Genomic DNA, 22,331 nt, shown 5'->3' on the forward strand with positions numbered 1-22,331 from the left:
ACCTGACGGGCAGGCCTGTGGGCGAAGCCCGGCAGCGGATCGCCACGTCATCAAACTGTAGCACCAGACGGCTAGACGCTTGCGAAACTCATGACGAGGGGCAAGATTCCGCATGGCAGAGATCGTACCGGATGTCGGCTTTCTGAAGAACGGCAAGCTGAAGGCTGCGCTTCTTCAACACAAGGCCCTGTCGAAAAGCGGGCTTTCCGAGCGTCTGTTCGGCCTGCTGTTTTCCGGCCTCGTCTATCCGCAGATCTGGGAAGATCCGGATGTGGACATGGCCGGCATGGAACTCGGCGAAGGCCACAGCATCGTCACGATCGGTTCCGGCGGCTGCAACATGCTGGCCTACCTCTCCTGCAAGCCGGCCTCCATCGACGTCGTCGACCTCAATCCGCACCACATCGCGCTCAACCGCCTGAAACTGGCGGCCTTTTCGGCCCTGCCGAACCACAGCGACGTGGTGCGGCTGCTGGCATCGGAAAACACCCGCAGCAATACCCGGGCCTATGACCGCTTCATCGCACCGGCGCTCGATGCCGCGACCCGCGCCTACTGGGACAAGCGCACGCTGAGCGGCCGCCGCCGCATTTCGGTCTTCGACCGCAACATCTACCGCACCGGCCTGCTCGGCCGCTTCATCGCCGCCGGCCATCTGCTGGCGCGCCTGCACGGTGTCGACCTGACCGAAATGGCCAAGGCACGCTCGCTGCGCGAACAGCGGCAGTTCTTCGAAATCAATGTCGCGCCACTGTTCGACAAGCCGCTGATTCGCTGGCTGACCAGCCGCAAGAGCTCGCTGTTCGGCCTCGGCATTCCGCCGCAGCAGTATGACGAACTGGCAAGCCTCGCCGCCGAGGGCTCGATCGCACCGGTGCTGCGCCAGAGGCTCGAAAAGCTTGCCTGCCACTTCCCGCTGCGCGACAACTACTTCGCCTGGCAGGCGTTCGTCCGCCGCTACGCCGAGCCGCATGAGGGCCAGCTGCCGACCTATCTGAAGCCGGAGCACTACCGCGCGATCCGCGACAACGTCTCGCGGGTGACGGTGCATCACGCCACCTTCACCGAGCTTCTCGCGCAAAAGGCAGCAGGCACGGTGGATCGCTACGTGCTGCTCGACGCGCAGGACTGGATGAACGACCGCCAGCTCAACGAATTGTGGGCGGAGATCACCCGCACCGCCGCACCTGGCGCGCGCGTCATCTTCCGCACGGCCGCCGAAAAAAGCATCATCGAGGATCGCCTCTCGCCGGCGATCCGCGCCCAGTGGTGCTATCTGGCCGAACGTTCCCACGAACTGAACCTGCAGGACCGCTCTGCCATCTATGGCGGCTTCCACATCTATGCGAGGTCGGCATGACCGGCGCACCGGGGACCGGCACCGCCGCGACCGCAGAACACGCCGCCCGGATGGACCGGATGTACCGCTACCAGCGGCACATCTACGACATGACCCGCAAGTACTACCTGCTCGGCCGCGACCGGGCGATCCGCGAGCTGCAGGTGCCGAAAAAGGGCACCCTGCTGGAGGTGGGGTGCGGCACGGGACGCAATCTGCTGCTGGCGCACCGCCTCTATCCGCAGGCGCGCCTCTACGGTCTCGACATTTCCGCCGAGATGCTGGCGACGACACGCGCCAATTTCCGCGGCAAGCCGGCGATCCCGCACCTGAAGACGGCCGATGCGACGGATTTTCGCGCCACCGATTTCGGCGTCGACGGATTTGACCGCATCCTGATCTCCTACGCGCTGTCGATGATTCCGGACTGGGAAAAGGCGATCGATGCCGCGCTCGCCGCGCTGAAGCCCGGCGGCTCGCTGCATATCGTCGATTTCGGCCAGCAGGAAAACCTGCCCGGCTGGTTCCGCACGGGTCTCCAGGCCTGGCTTGCCCGCTTCCACGTGACGCCGCGCGCCACGCTGGCCGAAGCGATCGAGGCAAGGCTTGCTGCGCATGGGGCGGACATGATGTTCCAGCCGCTGCATGGCGGCTATGCCTGGCGGGCCGTCATCCGCCGCCGCGAGGATCCGGCGGCACGCAGCTGAGGCGCCGTTGCATCCGACGCAATCGAAACGCTAGTATACGGTGCGGCGCATTGCTGATCGTAACCGAACGTTTACCACGTGATGGTTAACGATCAGGGGCCTTGCCCCGTCACCTTTCGCGGGGTGCCCTGTCCTCGATTGCATGGATCGCCCGATGTTCCGGCTGCTTGCCGCCCTCCTTGCCACGTCGCTGCTGGCCAGCGGCTGCAGCGCCGTCAGCTATGACTTCATGTCCACCGGTTCGATCCGCAAGACGAAATTCCACGACACCGATCCGCAGGATTTCGGCCGCAACCATCCGGACAGGCATCCGGTACATGGCATCGATATCTCCAAGTGGAACGGCGATATCGACTGGCAGGCCGTGAAACGGGCCGATGTCTCCTTCGTCTTCATCAAGGCGACCGAGGGCAAGGACATGGTCGATCCGGCCTTCGAAACCAACTGGCGCTCCGCAGCAGCCGTCGGGCTGCCGCATGCCCCCTATCATTTCTACTATTTCTGCTCCAGCGCCGACGAGCAGGCCGACTGGTTCATCGCCAATGTACCTAAGGCCGCAAGCGTGCTGCCGCCGGTGGTGGACGTGGAATGGAACCATGCGTCGAAGACCTGCCGAACCCGCCCGCCGGCATCGAGCATCCGCGCCGAGCTGCAGCATTTCATGGACCGGCTGGAAGCCTATTACGGCAAGCGGCCGATCATCTACACCTCCGTCGATTTCCATCGCGACAACCTGGTCGGCAGTTTCGAGGATCGCCCCTTCTGGGTACGCTCGGTGGCGGCCCATCCGGAAAAGACCTATCAGGGCCGCCGCTGGTCGTTCTGGCAGTATACCTCCACCGGCGTCATTCCCGGCATCAGGGGCGGCACGGACATCAATGTGTTTGCCGGTTCCCGCAAGGACTGGACGGACTGGCTGGCCGCTCTCAACCAGGTGGATGCGGCCGGCCCGACCCTGGCAAGCCGCTGATCGACACAACCGCGCGGGCGCATCGAATGTGGCCCTTGCCCATCTTCCGTCACAAAGCTCGCCGAGATGATCACCTCGACCGAGAGAGGAACCCGTCCATGCCCTTCGCCCCTGCCCGCGCCACCTGCATTGCCCTTTGCCTTGCCGCCCTCGCCTCCACCGCTCAGGCGCAGTCTGCAGCCTGCGGCGGCGACCTTTCCAGTTTCCTGCAAGGGGTGAAGGCGGAGGCGGTCTCGATGGGCGTTCCGGCGGCCTCAGCGGACAAGGCGCTGGCCGGCGCCGTCATCGACCAGAAGGTGCTGTCGCGCGACCGGGCGCAGGGCGTGTTCCGCCAGACCTTCCTCGAATTCTCGCAACGCACCGTCAGCCAGGCCCGCCTGGACATCGGCCGCCAGAAGCTGAAGCAATATGCCGAGGTGTTTGCCCGCGCCGAGAAGGAATTCGGCGTGCCGCCCGGCGTGATCGCCGCCTTCTGGGCGATGGAAACCGATTTCGGCGCGGTACAGGGCGATTTCAACACCCGCAATGCACTGGTCACGCTGGCGCATGACTGCCGCCGCCCGGAACTCTTCCGCCCGCAACTGCTCGCCCTCATCCAGATGGTGCAGCATGGCGATCTGGACCCCGCCACCAATACCGGCGCCTGGGCCGGCGAGATCGGCCAGGTGCAGATGCTGCCGAAAGACATCATCGCGCATGGCGTTGATGGCGATGGCGACGGGCACATCAACGTCAAGACCAGTGCACCGGATGCCATCCTGACCGCCGCCTCCTTCATCCGCAGCCTCGGCTTCCGCGCCGGCCAGCCCTGGATTCAGGAAGTGGACGTGCCGGACAACCTGCCATGGGAGCGCAGCGGCCTCGGCAACGAGATCCCGGCCTCGGAGTGGTTCCGGCTCGGCGTGAAGCCGCGCGACGGCAACACCTCCTTCGGCACGCTGCCGGCAGCACTGATCCTGCCGCAGGGCCGCAAGGGGCCGGCCTTCCTGACCTATCCCAACTTCGCCATCTATCTGGAATGGAACAAGTCGTTCATCTACACGACATCCGCCGCCTATTTCGCCACGCGGCTGTCCGGCGCGCCGGCCTATCTGAAGGGCAATCCGGAACAGGGGCTGAGCGTCGACGAGATGAAGGTGCTGCAGAGGAAGCTCGACGGCATCGGCCATGACGTGGGCGATATCGATGGCATTCTGGGCTCAGGCACACGCACGGCGGTGCAGAAGGCGCAGCAGCGGCTGGGGATGCCTGCCGATGGCTGGCCGACGCCGGCCCTGCTCAACGCGCTTTGAAGCGTCCGGGCCAGCGCAGGAGTTCCGAAGATACTGCGTAGCCTCCGGGGGGGCACGCCGCCCTCTCGCCTGTGCCCTGACGGTGTTGCAGCGCAACAACAGCATGCCCTCTTTCCGCACCCGTCGCAAAGCGTGACAGGTGGTAGCAGCGGCAGGCCGATTCCTCACGAAATGTGACGTTCGTTAACGGCAGGCGCTGTTTTCTACACGCTTTATTCACTATTCGCATTAACGAAAAAATCGTTCATATTCAATGGCTTGAACAAGATTTAGACACAGATGAGGCAAAAACGTGCCGCAATGCAGCACATTATTTTCTTTTCAAGTCTCGCAAAATGCACTTACATTCCGTGTGTCAACACAAGGAGGCAGACATGGGACGCACGCATTCCTTCAATGTCCTTCTCGTCGGTGCAGCATTTGTGTTCGTTGCATCCATGCTCTTCGTCTGAGCATTTGATTTTCCGGGAACGGACAGGGGCCCCGGTCAGGGCAAGTTGAAACTGACCCATTTCAGTCAAGCGTTTGCAAGAGCGTGGCAGGCGACGCATGGTCGCCCGCCGTGGATAATGGCTCAGGCCGCGGCTCCGGCCTGCGCCTCCTTTGCCGGCACAATGCCGAGGCGGTGGAGGACGCCGGTAACCAGCGGCGCGCGATTCATCGTGTAGAGATGGACATCGCGGATGCCCCGCCGCATCAGGTCCTCGATCTGTTCGGCCGCGACATCGGCCGCCACTCTGGCACGATCCTCGGGCTTGTCATCCAGGCCTTCGAAGCGCTGGTCCAGGAAGGACGGCACCGTCGAACCGCAGCGGCTGGCAAACCGCTTCAGCTGCGTCAGGTTCTGGATCGGCATGATGCCCGGAATGATCGGGATTTCGATGCCGGCCGCGCGAACCTTGTCGAGGTAGCGCTCGAAAACGTCGTTGTCGAAGAAGAACTGCGTCAGTGCGCGGTCAGCGCCGGCATCCGCCTTGCGCTTCAGCATGGCAATGTCGGCAGAAACGTCCGCACTTTCCGGATGCTTTTCCGGATAGGCGGAGACGGAGATTTCGAATCCGCCGATCTCCTTGAGGCCGGCCACCAGCTCGGCGGCATTGGCATAGCCCTGCGGATGCGGCACATAGGCGGTGCCGATACCGCTGGCGGGGTCGCCGCGCAGCGCCACGATATGGCGCACGCCAAGCGCGCGCAGATCCTCGATCACCTTGTGCGTCTCGGCACGATCGGCATCCACGCAGGTCAGGTGCGAGGCTGTCGACAGCTTCATCTCGCCGATCATCCGCTCCACGGCCGAAAAGGTCGGCGCCTTGGTGGTGCCGCCGGCGCCATAGGTGACGGAGACGAAATCCGGATTGTAGCGGGCAAGTTCGCGCACCGTCTGCCAGAGCTGCTGCTCCATGTCGGGTGACTTCGGCGGAAAGAATTCGAAGGACACCCGAAGGTCAGATTCGGAACGGGGTGCTTTGGCGACATGGTTCATGACACGACTTCCGACAGAAGAGAGTGAACGGGATGAGGCCTTGCCAGCAGCGCGGCCTCTGCGGGCGCGTGGGCAAGCCAGATAGTAACGGTCAATGCCGAAGCCGCCTCCTGTTGCTTCGGCGGCAGGTCGATCACCTCCGTGACGGTGAGACCGACCTTTTCGAGCCACTCGGCCACCGTCTGGTGGGAGAAGCCGAGGCGCAGATGCGCATGTTCATCGCGCAGATAGTCAAAAGCATGCGGTGCGAGATCGACAATCACCAGACGCCCGCCCGGCCGCAGCACGCGAGCCGCCTCGGTGATGGCCCGTTCCGGCTCGTCGAGAAAGTGCAGCACCTGATGAATGGTGATCAGATCGAAATCGCCGGCTTCGAGCGGCAGGTTGAAGATGTCTCCGTGACGCACGCTCGCCTTGACGATGCCCGCCTTGTCGAGATTGGCGCGGGCCACCGCCAGCATGTCGCGGCTGGCATCGATACCGACGGCGCGCCGATAGGAGGCCTCCAGCATCTTCAGGACGAGACCGGTGCCAGTGCCGAGATCGAGCAGGGCATCCACCGGCTCGTCGCCCAGCACCTTGACGAGGGCCGCCTCCACATCCGTATCACTGACATGCAGGCGGCGCAGCGCGTCCCATTCGGAGGCATTGCGACTGAAATAGGCCTGCGCCCGTTCGGCACGCAGACGCTTGACCGTCACAAGACGTTCATAGTCGCGCGCCAGCACGGGATCGCCCGCATCGACGCCCTCCAGCAGCCGCCGCGCCAGCACGGCGGCATCTCCGTCCTGCTTCAGGCGGAAATAGGCCCAGGCGCCTTCCTGATAGCGTTCGATCAGGCCTTCTTCGGCGAGAAGCTTCAGGTGCCGGGAAATGCGCGGCTGCGACTGGCCGAGAATGTCTGTCAGGTCGCTCACCGTCAGATCGCCGCCGGCCAGAAGCGCAATGAGGCGGAACCGGGTTGGCTCCCCGGCCGTCTTCAGAATTCCAACGAGGCTATCCAGCGACAAGCTCATAGCACGACCCAATCTCAATCAACATATAAAGATATCTTTATGTGATAACGAGAGTGAAGGCAAGCCGGAATCGAAGCAGGCGCACAAAATGAAAAAGGGCGCCCCGCCGGCCGCCCTTTTGCCTGTCGGTGCGATACCCCGCAAGGCCTCAGAACTCTTCCCAGTCCTTCGACGCCGCGAGGGCGGTATTGCCTTGTGTCCTTGGAGCCGGTGCGGCGCGCGGCGTGACAGCCTGTGCAGGGCTCGGGGCTGTAGCCGCCCGCATCCGGGCTCCGGTGTTGCGCAGCTGCTGTACGGCCGATCCCAGCTGGAAGTGCGACAGAAGCTCGCTCAGCTTGTGGCTTTCCTGGGCCAGGCCTGCACCAGCCGCATTCATCTCTTCCACCATTGCCGCATTCTGCTGCGTCGCCTGGTCCATGTGATTGACGGCGGTATTGACCTCTGCCAGCCCGGAAGACTGTTCCTGCGCTGCCGTCGCGATCGCATCCATATGGGAATTGACGATCTGCACCAGCTGTTCGATGGTCGCCAATCCCTGCCCCGTATCGCTGACCAGCTTGACGCCTTCGGAGACGGCAACCGTCGAATTGCCGATCAGCGCCTTGATCTCCTTGGCTGCATTGGCGGAGCGCTGGGCAAGCTCGCGCACCTCCTGCGCCACGACCGCAAAGCCCTTGCCCGCCTCCCCGGCACGTGCCGCCTCGACGCCGGCATTCAGCGCCAGAAGGTTGGTCTGGAAGGCGATCTCGTCGATCACCGAGATGATCTGGTTGATCTGCCGCGAGGCCTCCTCGATCCGCTGCATGGCGACCACGGCATTGCGAACCACGCCGCCCGACTGGTCGGCTCGGCTGCGCGCTTCGCGCACCACATCGCGCGCTTCGGCCGAACGCTTGGAGGTGGCGATGACATTCGCCGTGATTTCCTCCAGCGCCGCTGCCGTCTCTTCCAGCGACGCGGCCTGCTGCTCGGTGCGCTTGGCAAGGTTGTCGGAGGCATCGGAAATCTCCCGGGAGCCATCGGTGACCGTCGAGACCGAGTGACCGACGCTGAGCAGCGCCTCGCGCAACTGCCGGACCGAGGTGTTGAAGTCGGCGCGCAGAGCCTCGAACTGGGCCGAAAGCGGCGTGTCGATCTCGCAGAGCATGTCGCCTTCGGCCAGACGGCGAAGGCTTGCGGCAAAGGTGCGCGTGGCCTGGTTCAGACGCTCCTCGGCCTCTGCCTCGGCGCGCGCCTGCATGCCGGCCCGCTCGGCCTCGGCGCGGCTGCGACCGGCGGCGGCCTCGGCTTCCAGCTGCGCATTGCGGATTGCCGCCTGGCGGAATACTTCCACCGACTGCGCCATGTCGCCGATCTCGTCCTTCCGTTCCGTATACGGAATGGCGCTTGCCGTATCTCCATCCGCAAGGCCGGTCATCGACAGGGCAATGCGTCTGATCGACGACGACAGGCTGCGCATCACGCCGGCGCTGAAGGCGACCACCGCGAGAACGAAGACGGACAGACCGCCGATGATCATCAACATGGAACCGCGCGCCGCATCGAGACGGCTCTCGGCATTCTGGAGCAGCTTCTGGCCGTTTTCACGCAACAGGCCGGCAACATAGTCGCGACGCTTGTTCATGGCGTCAATGAAGGGACCGAGCTCCTCCGGCTTGCCCTTGAAATCCTCCAGGCTTTCCATGGCCTTCATCATGTTGGTCACGATCGTGCCTTCCGGCGTTCCGAAGAAGGCGTCGTAGCGGCCGAGCAGATCCGGGGCGATGAGTTCTCTGAAGGCGGGTTCGAAATTGCGGATCTGGTTGAGGGCGCCGTCGAAACGGGCCTGCTCCGGCTTACCGAACGTGCCGTTCTTGATGTAGACCTGCCCCATGCGGTTGAGCACGAGATAGCCTTCATTGACCTTCATCCAGGCGTGATATCCACGGATGTCCCGCGCAAGCGCCACGTCATCCGTCAGGATGCCGGCGCGCGAGGACAGAGCCAGAGCCGACGAGGCCATGGGCTGCGCATAGCGCAGCGGCAGAATAGGATTGGTATCGCCGGCATCGAGGAGCCGCCGGAATTCCGGAATACGGGCAAAGTTGGCATCAAGATCCGCCTGAAGCTTCTTCGTGAAAGGATCGTTGTAGCCAAGCGCGCTCAGTTTCGTTAGTTGCGCGACCATGTCGTAATAGGCGGCATCGGTTGCGGCACGGATCGCGGGGCGCTCGGCAGGTGATGAGGATGCATCCATCGGCATCATCATCATCAGTTCGCCGCCGGCATGGGCAAGCTCGGCCAGGACCTCTGCCCGCGCCAGCTTGTCATAGGCATCGTAGCTCTTCCAGCCGACCATGGAACCAAGGCCGACAACAGCGGCCAGCGGCACGAAGCTCAGCAGCGAAAGCGCCCTGCGAAAAGGAATCTTGCCGATCGACATCAATGGATCATCCCCCTTGCCCCCGACCGATCACACGGCCGGGGCACATGCCCACAAAATGGCCGCCCCCTAGGCCGAACCATGTCCAGTAGTCATCGCAAGCTGGTTGATGATCAGTTTATCTGCCACCTGAAGAAGTAACGGGCGGGAACTTGTAGTCGTGGCACCAAAGCGGTTTGAACCGGGCTGCCGGCACCGAACGATCAAGGATTGCCCCGGACGACTGCCCGGAAAGCGGTGCGGACATGCTCGCAGAGGCGCCTTTGCGCCCCGGCAGAGATGGCCGGCAAGGGTACCGGCCATCGCCATTTTCAAGGTCGCGCCCCCGGACGGGACGAAGGGCAACCGAGAGCTCAGGGGATCAGGCGGCGCGACGACGCAGGCCGCCAGCCGTGCCGGAGGGTGCCTTGGTCGCCATGAGGCCGATGCGGAAGCCTTCCAGCATCGCCGACAGCTGGGCGGCCTCCTGGGCAAGGCCGGCGCTCGCCGCGCTCATCTGCTCCACCATGGCCGCATTCTGCTGGGTCACATGGTCCATCTGGTTGACGGCGGTATTGACCTCGCGCAGGCCCGCGGACTGCTCCACCGCTGCGGAAGCGATGGCATCCATGTGCTGGTTGATGGCCATGACCAGTTGCGAGATGGTGCCGAGCCCCTCGCCGGTGGCATTCACCAGCTTGACACCCTCGGACACGGCCAGTTCGGAATTGCCGATCAGGCCCTTGATCTCCTTGGCGGCATTGGCAGAACGCTGCGCCAGTTCGCGCACCTCCTGCGCCACCACGGCAAAGCCCTTGCCCGCATCGCCGGCGCGGGCCGCTTCCACGCCGGCATTCAGTGCCAGCAGGTTGGTCTGGAAGGCAATCTCGTCGATGACCGAGATGATCTGACCGATCTGGCGCGAGGCGGTCTCGATCCGCTCCATGGCGGCAACCGCATTGCCGACGACCACGCCGGACTGCTCCGCCTGCGTGCTCGCCGCCCGCACCAGGTCGCGGGCCTCGCCGCTGCGGGTCGATGTGGACTGCACATTGGCGGTGATCTGTTCGAGGGCCGCCGCGGTTTCCTCCAGCGAGGAGGCCTGGCCTTCCGTGCGGCGGGAGAGATCGTCGGTTGCCCCGGCGATTTCGCCGCTGCCGCTGTTGACGGCCGTCACCGCATGGCTGACCGAAAGAAGCGTCGAGCGAAGCTGGGCGACAGAGCTGTTGAAATCGTGGCGCAGGCCTTCGAATTGCGGTGCGAATTCCTGATCGATCTCGCACAGCATGTCGCCGGCGGCAAGCCGCTTCAGGCCGGCGGCCAAGGCACCGGTTGCCGCATTGAGGCGGCTTTCGGCTTCCTCTTCGGCCAGGCGCTGGATTTCCAGGCGCTCGACCTCGGCGCGACGACGATTTTCCTCCGCCTCAGCCTCCAGTTCGGCATTGCGGATGGCCGCCTGCCGGAAGACCTCGACGGAGCGGGCCATGCCGCCGATCTCGTCCTGCCGTGCGATGCCGGGCACATCAAGTCCGTGATCGCCCTGTGCCAGCGCATCCATGCAGCGGGTCAGGCGGGCAATCGGCCGCGTGACCCGCAGGACGATGACGGCCATGCCGGCCGTGGCGAAGACCACCGTTGCCAGGAAGACCAGGGCATAGCTGATAGTGCGGCTCAGAGCGCCGGACATGGCCGCTTCGGCACGCTGGACGAGAACCACGCGCGAGACCGAGGCCACCTCCGCCAGCGAGGCGAGCGATGCCTTGTTGCCGGTGCGCCATTCATCCGTCGTCATGGTCGGAGCGCGCCCCACATGCAGCGCGTCGATCAGTTGCTTGCGCGCGCTGGCAAAATCGCTGGTGAAGAAGTCGGCATTACCCTTGGCATAGGCGGCCTTCAGTTCCGGCGCGGTCGCAGGGTGTGCAACCAGAGCACCGACGATCTGCCACAGCGCACTGATACGCGCCTCACCGACGATCACCTTGGCATATTCGTCTTCACTCAGGCCACGCCGGGTCGCTACCGGCTCATTGAGAACCAGCGAGACATTGCCGGCGGCCACACGAGCGCTCCAGCTCGACGCGCCGATCTGGCTCACGGGCACCATCGAGGGATCGAGCGCGCGGATGCGCTCGCCCATCAGGTTGGAGGCCGTCTCGAGGCTTGTCAGGAATTTCTGGGTCTCGTTCATCCAGGTGCCGCTGAAACTCTTGTCGCGGCCTTCCAGCGGCAGGGTCAGCATCTGGTCGATGCGATCACGGAAGCCCTCCACCATCCTGTAGTCGGTCATGACGGCGCGCAACGGCTCTTCGAGAATGTTAGCGGTAACATCAGGGCGCGTCGAAACGACATCGGCCCAGGCCTTCACCGTGTCCGCGCGGTCCTTGCGCAACTGCGCCACGGCACCGGCCGACTTGTCGGAGGGCAGCGCCAGGGCCGGCGGCCCGTCGCCGCGTTCGTTGCGGAAGGCCAGCAGCGTGTTGAAGAGCGCCTTGTCCAGCGACGCCAGACGAACGATTTCGTCATAGCGGCGATAATCGGCGATAGAGGAAAGGAAGGCAGAGCCGACCAGCACGCTGACGAGCAGACTGAGCGCTGCGAAAATGCCGACCAAAATGGACTTGAGCGAGAGTGTCATGGCAATCCCATTTATGTTGCAATGCACCACACTTAAGGGACGTCCCGCAAAATTTGCGTTAAAAAGGCATGTAAAATGTGACGGGCCTCGCACTGCATTGCAGCACAAGGCCCCGTCGTTATTCATAAAATTCTTTCGTAGCGCTACGAAATGAAACGCTTCGTTGTGGCGTTAGCGCGTCAGGCGCTTGTAGGTCACGCGCTTCGGGTTGACCGAATCCGGGCCGAGGCGGCGGATCTTGTCCTTCTCGTAGTCTTCGAAGTTGCCTTCGAACCATTCGACATGGCTGTCGCCTTCGAAGGCCAGGATATGGGTGGCCAGACGGTCGAGGAACATGCGATCGTGGCTGATGATGACGGCGCAGCCGGCGAAGTTTTCCAGCGCGTCTTCCAGCGCCCCCAGCGTTTCGGTGTCGAGGTCGTTGGTCGGTTCGTCAAGCAGCAGTACATTGCCGCCGGACTTCAGCATCTTGGCCAGATGCACGCGGTTGCGCTGACCGCCGGACAGGTTGCCGACCTTCTGCTGCTGGTCGCCGCCCTTGAAGTTGAAGGCACCGCAATAGGCTCTGGAGTTCATCTCGTACTTGCCGAGCTTGATGATGTCATTGCCGCCGGAAATTTCCTCCCAGACGTTCTTGGAACCATCGAGCGAATCGCGGCTCTGGTCGACATAACCGAGATGCACCGTGTCCCCGATGCGGATCTCGCCGCTGTCGGGCTGCTCCTGGCCGGTGATGATGCGGAACAGCGTGGATTTACCCGCACCGTTCGGGCCGATGACACCGACGATGCCGCCGGGCGGCAGCTTGAACGACAGGTTTTCGAACAGGACCCGGCCGTCATAGGCCTTGGTGATGTTCTCCGCCTCGATGACCACCTGACCGAGGCGCTCGCCGACGGGGATGATGATCTGCGCTTCGCCGGGGCGCCGGTTTTCGGCGGCCGCCACCAGTTCGTCATAGGCCCGGATACGCGCCTTCGACTTGGCCTGACGCGCTTTCGGCGAGGAGGCGATCCATTCCTGTTCGCGCGACAGTGCCTTCTGGCGGCTGCCCTCTTCCCGCTCTTCCTGGGCCAGACGCTTGGCCTTGGCGTTCAGGTAAGCCGAGTAGTTGCCTTCGTAGGGAATGCCGCGGCCGCGGTCGAGTTCGAGAATCCAGCCGGTGACATTGTCGAGGAAGTAACGGTCGTGGGTGACCATCAGGATGGCGCCCGGATATTCGCGCAGGTGCTTTTCCAGCCACGCAATCGTCTCTGCGTCGAGGTGGTTGGTCGGTTCGTCGAGCAGCAGCAGGTCTGGCTGGCGCAGCAGCAACTGGCAGAGCGCCACGCGGCGACGCTCACCGCCGGACAGATTGTCGACGGCAGCATCGCCCGGCGGGCAGCGCAGCGCGTCCATGGCCATCTCGACCTGGCTTTCGAGGTCCCACAGGTTCTGGCTGTCGATGATGTCCTGAAGCTTGGCGCCCTCTTCCGCCGTCTCGTCGGAATAGTTCATCATCAGCTCGTTGTAGCGGTCGAGGATCGCCTTCTTGTCGGCCACCCCTTCCATGACGTTTTCGAGCACGGTCTTGGCCGGATCGAGCTGCGGCTCCTGCGGCAGGTAACCGAGGGTGGCGCCGTCGGCGAGCCAGGCTTCGCCGGTCCATTCCTTGTCAATGCCGGCCATGATCTTGAGGACCGTCGACTTACCGGCGCCGTTCGGACCGAGAATACCGATCTTGGCATCCGGATAGAAGGACAGGTGAATGTTCTCGAGGATCTTCTTGTTGCCGTAGGCCTTGTTCAGCCCGGCCATGTGATAGATGAATTGACGTGCCATAAGGGTGATCGCTCCGGCGTCTCTTGAGGTTTGGGAGCTATCTAGGCGAATCGGCGCCCTGGAGCAATGCAGGACGGGGAGGAAGGCATCATGTTCGACACAACCCACAGGCTGGAAAGCCCGACGGGCGCCACGCTTGCGCTGCGCCGCCAGCCGGCACAGGGGCGCCCGCGCGCCATCCTGCAGATCTGCCACGGGCTTGGCGAGCACAGCGGACGCTATGCCCGCTTCGCCGCCTTCATGGCCGCGCGCGGCTTTGCTGTCTACGGGCACGATCATCGCGGCCACGGGGTGACGACGGCGCCGGATGCAGTCTCCGGCCGCTTTGCCGTTCACGACGGCGTCGACAAGGTGATTGCCGATGTGCGGGCCGTCACCGATCACGCTGCAGCAGAACATCCCGGTCTTCCCATCCTGCTGTTCGGCCATTCCATGGGCGGTCTGATTGCGCTCAACACCGCGCTCAGCCACCCGCGCACCTACGATGCGCTTGCCGTCTGGAATTCCAATTTCGCCGTCGGTTTTCTCGGCCGCGTGGCGCAGGTTGTGCTGAAGACGGAGCGGGCGCTGAAGGGCTCCGACGTGCCGAGCGCCATCCTGCCGAAACTGACCTTCGACACCTGGGGCCGCTCCATGCCTGACTACAGGAGCCAGGCCGACTGGCTGAGCCGCGACCGCGCCGAGGTGGAGGCCTATGAGGCCGATCCGCTCTGCGGCATCGATGTCAGCGTCTCCCTCTGGCTCGACGTCTTCGCGCTGACCTTCCGCGGGACGGAGCCCGCCCTGCTCTCGCGGCTGAAGAAGGATCTGCCGATCCATCTGGTCGGCGGCGGAAAGGACCCGGCCACCGATGGCGCGAAAGCCACCGCCTGGCTCTCGCACCGGCTCGCCGCCGCCGGCTTTTCGCGCATCACCAAGCGCATTTATCCCGAGATGCGTCACGAAACGCTGAACGAATTCGGCCGCGAGGAAGCCATGGCGGAATTTGCCGCCTGGGCCGAAACCAGCCTGCCCGCGCCGGCTGAGCCCGTCGACGCGGGAATGACCTCATGACTAGATATCAAGTGCCGTGATCGGGTGGTGGCAGTATGAGGGAGATGGAAGGAAGGCGTCTGTCGTGACGCGCGGCCCCTCACCCCGCCTCGGCTTCACTCGGCGGACTTTTCCCCGGGCGGGGAGACGGTGCTGCCCCAGGGGCGGATGAGGGGGAACTGCCGACGCAACAGCCGTCCGCCATGTCGGAACATGAACCGACACCGCAGCATGCGCACACCGGCGAGGAGACATGACCAGCGAACCCCACAAGAAACCACCGCTTGACGGCATCCGCGTCATCGAACTGGCGCGCGTACTGGCCGGCCCCTGGGCAGGCCAGATGCTGGCCGATCTGGGCGCCGACGTGATCAAGGTGGAAAATCCGCACGGCGGCGATGACACGCGCGCCTGGGGGCCGCCCTTCGTCGAAGGCAAGGACGGCGAAAACCTCTCGGCCGCCTATTACCATTCCACCAATCGCGGCAAGCGCTCCATCGCGGTGGATTTCAGCACGCCGGAGGGGCAGGACATCGTGCGCCGGCTGGTGGTCGATGCCGATGTCGTCATCGAGAACTTCAAGCTCGGCGGCCTGAAGAAATACGGTCTCGACTACGAGAGCCTGAAGGCGATCAACCCGCGTCTCGTCTATTGCTCGATCACCGGCTTCGGCCAGAACGGTCCCTATGCGAGCCTTGCCGGCTATGACTATATCGTGCAGGGCATGTCCGGCTTCATGTCGGTCACCGGCGCTCCCGATGGCGAGCCGATGAAGGCAGGCGTGGCGATCGCCGACATCTTTACCGGCATCTATGCGGTGACTGCGATCCAGGCCGCCCTCATCCATGCCATGAGGACCGGCGAGGGCCAGCAGGTGGACATGGCCCTGCTCGACGTGATGTCGGCGGTGCTCGCCAACCAGAACATGAACTACCTGATTTCCGGCCAGGCGCCGGTGCGGCTTGGCAATGCCCATCCGAACATCAGCCCCTACGAGGTGGTGCCGACCGCCGATGGCCACCTCATTCTGGCCGTCGGCAATGACGGCCAGTTTCGCCGCCTCGCAGCCATTCTCGGCATCGAGGCGCTGGCGGATGACGAGCGCTATGCCACCAACAAGGCGCGCGTGGCCCATCGCGATGCGGTGCGTGCCGCCGTTACCGCGCAGACCGTTAAATGGACGAAGGCGGACCTGCTGGCGGCCTGCGGCACCAATGCGGTGCCGGCCGGGCCGATCAATTCCATCGGCGAAATGTTTGCCGACCCGCAGATCGAGGCACGCGGGCTGAAGATCGAGCTCGAAGCGACCGACGGCACCACGATTCCAGGCGTGCGCACGCCGATCGTGCTGTCGCAGACGCCGCTGACCTATCACCGGCCGAGCCCGGCCCTTGGCGAGCACACGCGCGAGGTGCTTGCCGAACTGAGCGCAAGAGAACAGGCAAGAAAAAAGGAAAGGCAGACCCCATGAAGACCGGCGGCCAACTCATCGTGGAAGCTCTCAGGGCGAACGGCGTGAAGCGCGTCTCCTGCGTGCCGGGCGAAAGCTACCTGGCCGTGCTCGACGCGCTCTATGACAGCGGCATCGACGTGCTGGTCTGCCGCCAGGAAGGCGGCGCGGCGATGATGGCCGATTGCTGGGGCCGCCTCACCGGCGAGCCCGGCATCTGCATGGTCACCCGCGGCCCGGGCGCCACCAATGCCTCGGCGGGCCTGCATGTGGCCATGCAGGATTCGGTGCCGATGATCCTGTTCATCGGCCAGGTGCAGCGCGATGCCCGCGAGCGCGAGGCCTTTCAGGAGGTCGAATATCGCCGCGCCTTCACCGAATTCGCCAAATGGGTGGGCGAGATCGACGATGCGCGCCGCATTCCGGAATTCGTGACGCGCGCCTTCGCGGTCGCCACCTCCGGCAGGCCCGGCCCCGTGGTGCTGACACTGCCCGAAGACATGCTGGTGGACGAAGTCGAGGCCCCGCAGGCAAAGGCCTATCACCGCGTCGAAAGCCATCCGGGCCAGAGCCAGGTGGCGGAATTTGCCGCCCTTCTGAAAGAAGCGCGCCGCCCGATGTTCATCCTGGGCGGCACCCGCTGGAGCGAAGAGGCCGTGGCCGGCATCCGCCACTTCGCCGAACGCTTCCACGTGCCGGTCGGATGCTCCTTCCGCCGGCAGATGCTGTTCGATCACACCCACACCTGCTATGCGGGCGATGTCGGCATAGGCATCAATCCGGCGCTCGCCAGGGAGATCAAGGAAAGCGACCTCCTCGTGCTGCTGGGCGCCCGCATGTCGGAAATGCCCTCCTCCGGCTACACGCTGATCGACATCCCCTACCCGCAGCAAAAGCTGATCCACATCTTCCCCGATCCGGAGGAACTCGGCCGGCTCTATCGCCCCGATCTCGCCATCTGCGCAGGGCCTGCCGAATTCGTCGCGGCGATCCACGATCTCGAACCGCCGGCCTGGCCGATCTGGGCCGAACGCACCGCCGCCATGCACGATACCTATCTCAAATGGTCGACGCCGCCGCAGACCGGCCCCGGTGACGTGCACATGGGTCCGATCATGGACTGGATCGAGGAGAACACGCCGAAGACAGCGATCTTCACCAATGGCGCCGGCAATTACGCCACCTGGCTGCACCGCTTCCACCGCTTCCAGTCCTATAACACGCAGGCCGCCCCGACCTCCGGCTCCATGGGCTACGGCCTGCCTGCCGCCGTTGCTGCGAAACAGCTTTTCCCGGAGCGGGAAGTGGTATGCTTCGCAGGCGATGGCTGCTTCATGATGCACGGCCAGGAATTCATAACCGCCGTGCGCTATGGCCTGCCGATCATCACGGTTCTGGTCAACAACGGCACCTATGGCACGATCCGCATGCATCAGGAGCGGGAATATCCGGGCCGCGTCAGCGCCACCGATCTCGTCAATCCGGATTTCGTCGCCTTCGCGGCAGCCTATGGCGGCCATGGCGAGCGGGTCTCGAAGACGGAGGAGTTCGGCCCGGCCTTCGAGCGGGCCAGAGCCTCCGGCAAACCCGCCATCATCGAGGTGATGCTCTCCCCGGAAGCCATTACCCCGACCCGGACGCTGACGCAGATCCGTGAGAAAGCCTGAGAAGTGAGTGACGGGCGGGGTTACCCCCCGCCCGCATTGAAGGAATGGCGGCTTGCCAGCGGCGGCAAGCTCCGAACGAGAGCAGCGATCTGTGTAGCATGGTTGCGGGCTTGGATCGCTGACAAGAATGATATGTTCGGGGCAGTTTGCGGATTGTGCGCCTTTGGTAGCCCAGGACAAAATTGCTGGCGCGAAGCTCCAGCGACAGACATGGTCGCTTCCGACCCATTTCATCCAGTCACAATGATGGCCTCATCTGCGACAAGCACCTCAGAGACCGCCGTTCAACTTGACCGGAAGGAACTCCCATCATAAAAAATGATTGTCGAAAATGGTGGACCGGTATGGTGAGCCCCGGTCGCCCTGCTGCATAGGCAGGGATATTCCATCCCCACTCAAAGGGGCCGCGGACCTCGACGGTAGCAGGCGTTTCGCATGCACCGTTGACCCGCGTCTGATGATTTCCTTCGCAGGATACGGCTGCTTCGAGACGCTCCTTTTCAAATGGCGCACGACGCCGCGTTGAAGGATGACGTCATGACTTCAGGATTTCTCGTTGCTCTCCCGCTGGTCTCGCTTGTCGGCTGGCTGTCAATGTTCGGCCTCAAGCATAAAAGCCTGTTTGCGGGAGACCTCGCCGGGCTGGTCTACCACCTCGCCCTTATTCCGCTGGTCGAACATCTGCCCGGCGGACCGGAGGTGAAATTTGCGGGCTATCTATGGCTTTTCATGGATGCGCTGGTCGACATGATTTCGATCAATCACATCGGGGAGACGATCGTATGGGCATTGCGCATGGGCGTTCACCTGTTCGCTGCCATCTGGATCTGCGGAGTCTCGTGGGGCCTTGGTGGCGCTGCAATGTGGATTGGCGTGCCGCTCGGATTTTTCCTTGCAGTGCACGCCATCTTCCTTGCTGACGTGAAGAACTCGAAGGCGATCCTCGGCATCGGTGTGGTGCCACTCATGTCGGCGTGGCTGGTGTCTCTCGCGCTCCACTTTGCGATGAGCGGAGGTCTCAGTCTTTGATGCCGGGGGCGCGGCAAGCCGCGGCACGCCCTCCGCGCTCGGCTCCGCAAGCTGGTCCGTAGTACCCATAGAAAAACCCGGCGGATCAGCACGATCCGCCGGGTTTCGTATGCAGAGCGTCAAATGACTCAGAGAGCCGCCGTGACGATGAATTCCACCTTGTAGTCCGGGGTCGCGAGAGCAGCTTCGCTCGTGGCGCGGGCCGGCGGGTTGGCCGGATCGATCCAGGCTTCCCAGACGGCGTTCATTTCGCCGAAGGTCGACATGTCGGAGAGGTAGATGATCGTCTGCAGGATCTTCGACTTGTCTGTGCCGGCTGCAGCCAGCAGGCGATCGACTTCGGCAAGCGCCGACTTCGACTGTTCCGTTACCGTGGCGCCTTCGCCAACCTGGCCGGCGAGATAGACGGTGTTGCCGTGCACGACGGCACCGCTCATGCGCTTGCCGGGTTCGATACGCGTAATGCTCATGGAAATGCTCCCCATTGAAATGAGCGTGAAGAAAGGGATGTGAGTCGGAACGGGCAGGCCTCAGCCGCGCAGGTGCTGGCTCTTTTCGTAGATCGCCGTGGAGCGGGCGCCGGAGCGGCAATAGCCCAGCATCGGGCGGGGAAACTCGTCCAGCGCATCGACCATGCCGCGCACGGCATCGGCATCGACGCCCATGCGACCGACCGGCACATGGGCGATATCGAGGCCGAGTTCGCGGGCACGCGTGGCCACTTCGTCAAAACTCGGCTGGCCCGGCTCTTCCTCGTCCGGACGGTTGCAGACGATCGACTTGAAGCCCATGGCCTTGATCTGATCGAGGTCCTCGGGGGTGATCTGTCCCGTCACGGCGTATTCGTCGTTGATCTGGCGGATATCCATCATGTCGGCCTCCGGCGTTCGCTTCAAAAACAGGGCCATCACTTACGATGGCGGGTGGGTGGCGTCAATGATGCGGGCGCCACCCAGTCGCGATCAGGTCCCACTCGCGATCAGCCCAAGGGTCAGGCGAAGCAGAAGCGCAGGCCGTATTCGGCGCTCTCGCCGGGCTTCAGCATGTGAAGCTCGCCGGACGCGGCCAGTTCCTCGCGACCGACCCAGCGATGCGAGACGGGCTCGATGCCCAGCACATGCGCCGGCGCTTGCTGGTTGCGCCAGATCTGCAGGTAGGGCAGCGTATCGGTCCTGAACTTCACCTTGAGCGTGACGCCGCCGAGCGACGCGATGGGTCCGAGCGCCACCTCCGCCCATTCCTCGCCCTCGACGCGCGCCGGCACGCAGAATACGCCTCCGGGCTCCTCGCCGAAATTCCAGGGAAAGCCGCCGCCCTCCAGCATCTTGCCGGAGAGGCGGACATGCTGGTCGAACAACCAGGCGCCGATGTTCATATGGTACATGTGCACCTTGGCGAAGGGCAGCCGGCCGACATTGGTCAGGCGGTCCGTGAGGCAGACTTCGCCGGTATCGCCGCTGATGCGCCAGTGACGCTCCAGAAGCGCCTCGCCGCCATCCGCCGTCTTCACCGGCACGCGCGCCTTGCATTCGGCATCCTCGCCCTGCAGGTCCCAGAACAGGATCTCGGCGGGATGACCGGAATAGGAGCCGTGCAGCGGAAAGCGGCGGCCGGCGGCGTCGCCGGGGATCGGCTCCGGGTGGCGGATATGGTCCGGCCCGCAGGTGAAGAGAAAGCCTTCCAGCGAATGATCGATGCGCGGATCGCCGTCATCGGGAATGGCGCGTCCCGGCGCGATATCCGTTCCGTTGAAGATGCAACCGCCGATATCGAGCACGCTGGTCTCATCCAGGAACAGCTTGGGTCCCTCAGCCGCGACAAATGCCTTCACATCACCCTCCTCGGTCACGCCTCAAGAGTGCGTGACAAAACATCAGAATTAACTATTGGTTCACCATGACCGCCAATTCTTCCTCATTCAGGTCAAATTTCACCTGTCTGAGTGGAAACCGGCCGTCGGGAACGCATCGGCGTACGCCGCTGTTCTACGTCGTAATCGCGAATCGGTGATATTGTGAAGTCCACGCTCGTTTCCAGCCTCCTGATCGGCGCTTTTCTTGTGCTGCAGGGCGTCTCGCCCGCTCTGGCACAGGGTGCCTATGGCGCATCCGACACCATTCTCGTGACGCCTCGCGGAGAAATCCTCGATTACGTTCCGGAAGCCGGCGAGGTGGTCATTGCCCGCGATGCGCGCGGCCGGCGTGTGCTGATCGACCATTTCGGCAATGTGGTGGCAACGGAAATGCCCCGCGCGGCCTTTCGCAATACGAGCCCCGATACCTATCCCACGGCCCCTGGCAATGCCCGCCGCGCCTATCCGCAGCAGGATGCCGCACGGCAGGACGGCTGGGGACAGCAGGACGGCAGCTACCGCGACTACCGACAGTACCGCCCCAGCGAACCCGGCGCCGTGACCGGCACCATTCCGCGCGACACCGCCGTGACACGCCTGCCGCTTGATGCAAACGGGGCAATCGCGGATGACGCCGAGGAGGAAGCCTCGCTCGAACAGGACCGGGTGCAGCCACTGCCGCAGCCGACCCTCCAGCCGCGCAACGACAAGCCCGTGATGGCCATCACCAACAAGGCGCAGGCGGAAGTGGTGGCGCTGCAGGTGTTTCTCGACCGGCAGGGCATATCGCCCGGCGTGATCGACGGGCGGCTTGGCGACAATGTCAACAAGGCCGTGGCCGCCTGGCAGGACATGACCGGCGAGACGCTCGACCCGAACAATTCCGAGGACATCATGCAGCGACTGACCTATTCAGGCGGGCTGCCGTTTACCACCTATACCATTACGCCGGCCGATGCGGCCGGACCCTATGTGGCGTCGATCCCGGAAGACTATGCACACAAGGCACAGTTGCCGGCCATGTCCTATACCTCGGTCACGGAGGCGCTCGCCGAACGCTTCCACATGGACGAGGGCTATCTGAAGGCGCTGAACCCCGGCGTGGATTTCACAATTCCCGGCACCATGATCAAGGTGGTCAATCCCGGCCCGCCGAAGACGGGCGAAGTGGTGCGCGTGGTGGCGGACAAGGGCAAGAAGCAGGTCTTCGCCTATGGCGCCGATGGCAAGCTGATCACAGCCTATCCGGCCACCATCGGCTCCACGGACACCCCCTCGCCGACCGGCACGCATACCGTGGTGCGGGTGGCGCTCAATCCCGGTTATACCTATAATCCAAAGATCAATTTCCAGCAGGGCGCCAATGACAAGGTGCTGCAGATCCCGCCCGGCCCCAATGGCCCGGTCGGCACCGTCTGGATTGCGCTCTCGAAGCCAACCTATGGCATCCACGGCACGCCGGATCCCTCCAAGATCGGCAAGACCAACAGCCATGGCTGCATCCGCCTGACCAATTGGGACGCGACGGAACTGGCCAAGATGGTGAAACCCGGCACCGTCGTCGAATTCGTCGATTGAGACCTTTCGGGACAGGATGCACAAAGGGCGCCGCAGGGGCGCCCTTCGTCATTGCGCAT

General features: G+C 63.8%; 17 protein-coding genes. 9 read left to right on the forward strand and 8 right to left on the reverse strand.

All coding sequences use genetic code 11. From position 1 onward, the window contains the following. The first annotated feature begins 112 nt into the window (after positions 1–112). The 4 genes from KLP42_RS14180 to KLP42_RS14195 all read left to right on the forward strand — a co-directional run bounded on the left by KLP42_RS14180 (position 113) and on the right by KLP42_RS14195 (position 4,308). A complete protein-coding gene (locus KLP42_RS14180; RefSeq protein ID WP_215567389.1) occupies positions 113–1,360 on the forward strand; it encodes a BtaA family protein in 1,248 nt (415 codons plus the stop codon). Next, positions 1,357–2,046 carry a class I SAM-dependent methyltransferase gene (locus tag KLP42_RS14185; RefSeq protein WP_252192981.1) on the forward strand — a complete coding sequence of 230 codons (690 nt, stop codon included), beginning with the start codon at positions 1,357–1,359 and terminating at the stop codon, positions 2,044–2,046. The genes KLP42_RS14180 and KLP42_RS14185 overlap by 4 nt, the downstream gene beginning before the upstream one ends. A 154-nt stretch (positions 2,047–2,200) precedes the next feature. Beyond that, a complete protein-coding gene (locus KLP42_RS14190) occupies positions 2,201–3,016 on the forward strand; it encodes a glycoside hydrolase family 25 protein (protein ID WP_215567390.1) in 816 nt (271 codons plus the stop codon). A gap of 98 nt (positions 3,017–3,114) precedes the next feature. Further along, positions 3,115–4,308 (forward strand): lytic murein transglycosylase, encoded by a 1,194-nt coding sequence (locus KLP42_RS14195; RefSeq protein WP_215567391.1) that lies wholly within the window; start codon positions 3,115–3,117, stop codon positions 4,306–4,308. Positions 4,309–4,882: 574 nt separating this feature from the next. Here the strand turns inward: KLP42_RS14195 and metF are convergent. The 5 genes from metF to ettA form a co-directional block, all read right to left on the reverse strand. After that, a complete protein-coding gene (metF, locus tag KLP42_RS14200; protein ID WP_215567392.1) occupies positions 4,883–5,791 on the reverse strand; it encodes a methylenetetrahydrofolate reductase [NAD(P)H] in 909 nt (302 codons plus the stop codon). Further along, positions 5,788–6,819, reverse strand: a complete 1,032-nt coding sequence (locus KLP42_RS14205; RefSeq protein ID WP_502941302.1) for an ArsR/SmtB family transcription factor — start codon at positions 6,817–6,819, stop codon at positions 5,788–5,790. The genes metF and KLP42_RS14205 overlap by 4 nt, the downstream gene beginning before the upstream one ends. A gap of 136 nt (positions 6,820–6,955) precedes the next feature. Continuing rightward, positions 6,956–9,229, reverse strand: a complete 2,274-nt coding sequence (locus tag KLP42_RS14210; RefSeq protein ID WP_252192982.1) for a methyl-accepting chemotaxis protein — start codon at positions 9,227–9,229, stop codon at positions 6,956–6,958. Positions 9,230–9,590: 361 nt separating this feature from the next. After that, positions 9,591–11,843: a methyl-accepting chemotaxis protein gene (locus KLP42_RS14215; protein WP_215567394.1), complete on the reverse strand. Its 2,253-nt coding sequence runs from the start codon at positions 11,841–11,843 to the stop codon at positions 9,591–9,593. Between the two features lie 171 nt (positions 11,844–12,014). Further along, positions 12,015–13,664: an energy-dependent translational throttle protein EttA gene (gene ettA, locus KLP42_RS14220; protein WP_215567395.1), complete on the reverse strand. Its 1,650-nt coding sequence runs from the start codon at positions 13,662–13,664 to the stop codon at positions 12,015–12,017. 90 nt (positions 13,665–13,754) lie between these two features. Between ettA and KLP42_RS14225 the strand changes: the two genes are divergently transcribed. The 4 genes from KLP42_RS14225 (at position 13,755) to KLP42_RS14240 (ending at position 18,842) form a co-directional block, all read left to right on the forward strand. Then, the gene (locus tag KLP42_RS14225; RefSeq protein WP_215567396.1) at positions 13,755–14,717 is read left to right on the forward strand and encodes an alpha/beta fold hydrolase; all 963 of its coding nucleotides are present in this window, start codon (positions 13,755–13,757) and stop codon (positions 14,715–14,717) included. 232 nt (positions 14,718–14,949) lie between these two features. Further along, positions 14,950–16,167 (forward strand): succinate--glutarate CoA-transferase, encoded by a 1,218-nt coding sequence (gene caiB / locus KLP42_RS14230; protein ID WP_215567397.1) that lies wholly within the window; start codon positions 14,950–14,952, stop codon positions 16,165–16,167. Then, positions 16,164–17,813, forward strand: a complete 1,650-nt coding sequence (locus tag KLP42_RS14235; RefSeq protein WP_215567398.1) for a thiamine pyrophosphate-binding protein — start codon at positions 16,164–16,166, stop codon at positions 17,811–17,813. The genes caiB and KLP42_RS14235 overlap by 4 nt, the downstream gene beginning before the upstream one ends. A gap of 537 nt (positions 17,814–18,350) precedes the next feature. Beyond that, complete coding sequence (locus KLP42_RS14240; protein WP_215567399.1) at positions 18,351–18,842, forward strand: hypothetical protein; 492 nt, start codon at positions 18,351–18,353, stop codon at positions 18,840–18,842. Positions 18,843–18,970: 128 nt separating this feature from the next. Here the strand turns inward: KLP42_RS14240 and KLP42_RS14245 are convergent, their stop codons facing one another. The 3 genes from KLP42_RS14245 to KLP42_RS14255 all read right to left on the reverse strand — a co-directional run bounded on the left by KLP42_RS14245 (position 18,971) and on the right by KLP42_RS14255 (position 20,673). Continuing rightward, positions 18,971–19,312 (reverse strand): RidA family protein, encoded by a 342-nt coding sequence (locus KLP42_RS14245; protein WP_215567400.1) that lies wholly within the window; start codon positions 19,310–19,312, stop codon positions 18,971–18,973. Between the two features lie 60 nt (positions 19,313–19,372). Continuing rightward, positions 19,373–19,711 (reverse strand): protein tyrosine phosphatase family protein, encoded by a 339-nt coding sequence (locus tag KLP42_RS14250; protein WP_215567469.1) that lies wholly within the window; start codon positions 19,709–19,711, stop codon positions 19,373–19,375. A gap of 122 nt (positions 19,712–19,833) precedes the next feature. Next, complete coding sequence (locus tag KLP42_RS14255) at positions 19,834–20,673, reverse strand: DUF4432 family protein (protein WP_215567401.1); 840 nt, start codon at positions 20,671–20,673, stop codon at positions 19,834–19,836. A 228-nt stretch (positions 20,674–20,901) separates the two neighbouring features. On the opposite strand from KLP42_RS14255, the gene KLP42_RS14260 reads away from it, so the two are divergent. Next, entirely contained in the window at positions 20,902–22,272 is a 1,371-nt protein-coding gene (locus tag KLP42_RS14260) for a L,D-transpeptidase family protein (protein ID WP_353844881.1), read from the forward strand. Positions 22,273–22,331 lie beyond the last annotated feature (59 nt).

Origin of the sequence: Rhizobium sp. CSW-27, from assembly GCF_018760785.1 — a bacterium.
Lineage (GTDB): Bacteria > Pseudomonadota > Alphaproteobacteria > Rhizobiales > Rhizobiaceae > Neorhizobium.

Excerpts from the sequence above, each read along its gene's own strand:
- KLP42_RS14180 (WP_215567389.1), top strand. The coding sequence starts at position 113 with ATGGCAGAGATCGTACCGGATGTCGGCTTTCTGAAGAACGGCAAGCTG.
- KLP42_RS14185 (WP_252192981.1), top strand. The coding sequence starts at position 1,357 with ATGACCGGCGCACCGGGGACCGGCACCGCCGCGACCGCAGAACACGCC.
- KLP42_RS14190 (WP_215567390.1), top strand. The coding sequence starts at position 2,201 with ATGTTCCGGCTGCTTGCCGCCCTCCTTGCCACGTCGCTGCTGGCCAGC.
- KLP42_RS14195 (WP_215567391.1), top strand. The coding sequence starts at position 3,115 with ATGCCCTTCGCCCCTGCCCGCGCCACCTGCATTGCCCTTTGCCTTGCC.
- metF (WP_215567392.1), bottom strand. The coding sequence starts at position 5,791 with ATGAACCATGTCGCCAAAGCACCCCGTTCCGAATCTGACCTTCGGGTG.
- KLP42_RS14210 (WP_252192982.1), bottom strand. The coding sequence starts at position 9,229 with ATGTCGATCGGCAAGATTCCTTTTCGCAGGGCGCTTTCGCTGCTGAGC.
- KLP42_RS14215 (WP_215567394.1), bottom strand. The coding sequence starts at position 11,843 with ATGACACTCTCGCTCAAGTCCATTTTGGTCGGCATTTTCGCAGCGCTC.
- ettA (WP_215567395.1), bottom strand. The coding sequence starts at position 13,664 with ATGGCACGTCAATTCATCTATCACATGGCCGGGCTGAACAAGGCCTAC.
- KLP42_RS14225 (WP_215567396.1), top strand. The coding sequence starts at position 13,755 with ATGTTCGACACAACCCACAGGCTGGAAAGCCCGACGGGCGCCACGCTT.
- caiB (WP_215567397.1), top strand. The coding sequence starts at position 14,950 with ATGACCAGCGAACCCCACAAGAAACCACCGCTTGACGGCATCCGCGTC.
- KLP42_RS14235 (WP_215567398.1), top strand. The coding sequence starts at position 16,164 with ATGAAGACCGGCGGCCAACTCATCGTGGAAGCTCTCAGGGCGAACGGC.
- KLP42_RS14240 (WP_215567399.1), top strand. The coding sequence starts at position 18,351 with ATGACTTCAGGATTTCTCGTTGCTCTCCCGCTGGTCTCGCTTGTCGGC.
- KLP42_RS14245 (WP_215567400.1), bottom strand. The coding sequence starts at position 19,312 with ATGAGCATTACGCGTATCGAACCCGGCAAGCGCATGAGCGGTGCCGTC.
- KLP42_RS14250 (WP_215567469.1), bottom strand. The coding sequence starts at position 19,711 with ATGGATATCCGCCAGATCAACGACGAATACGCCGTGACGGGACAGATC.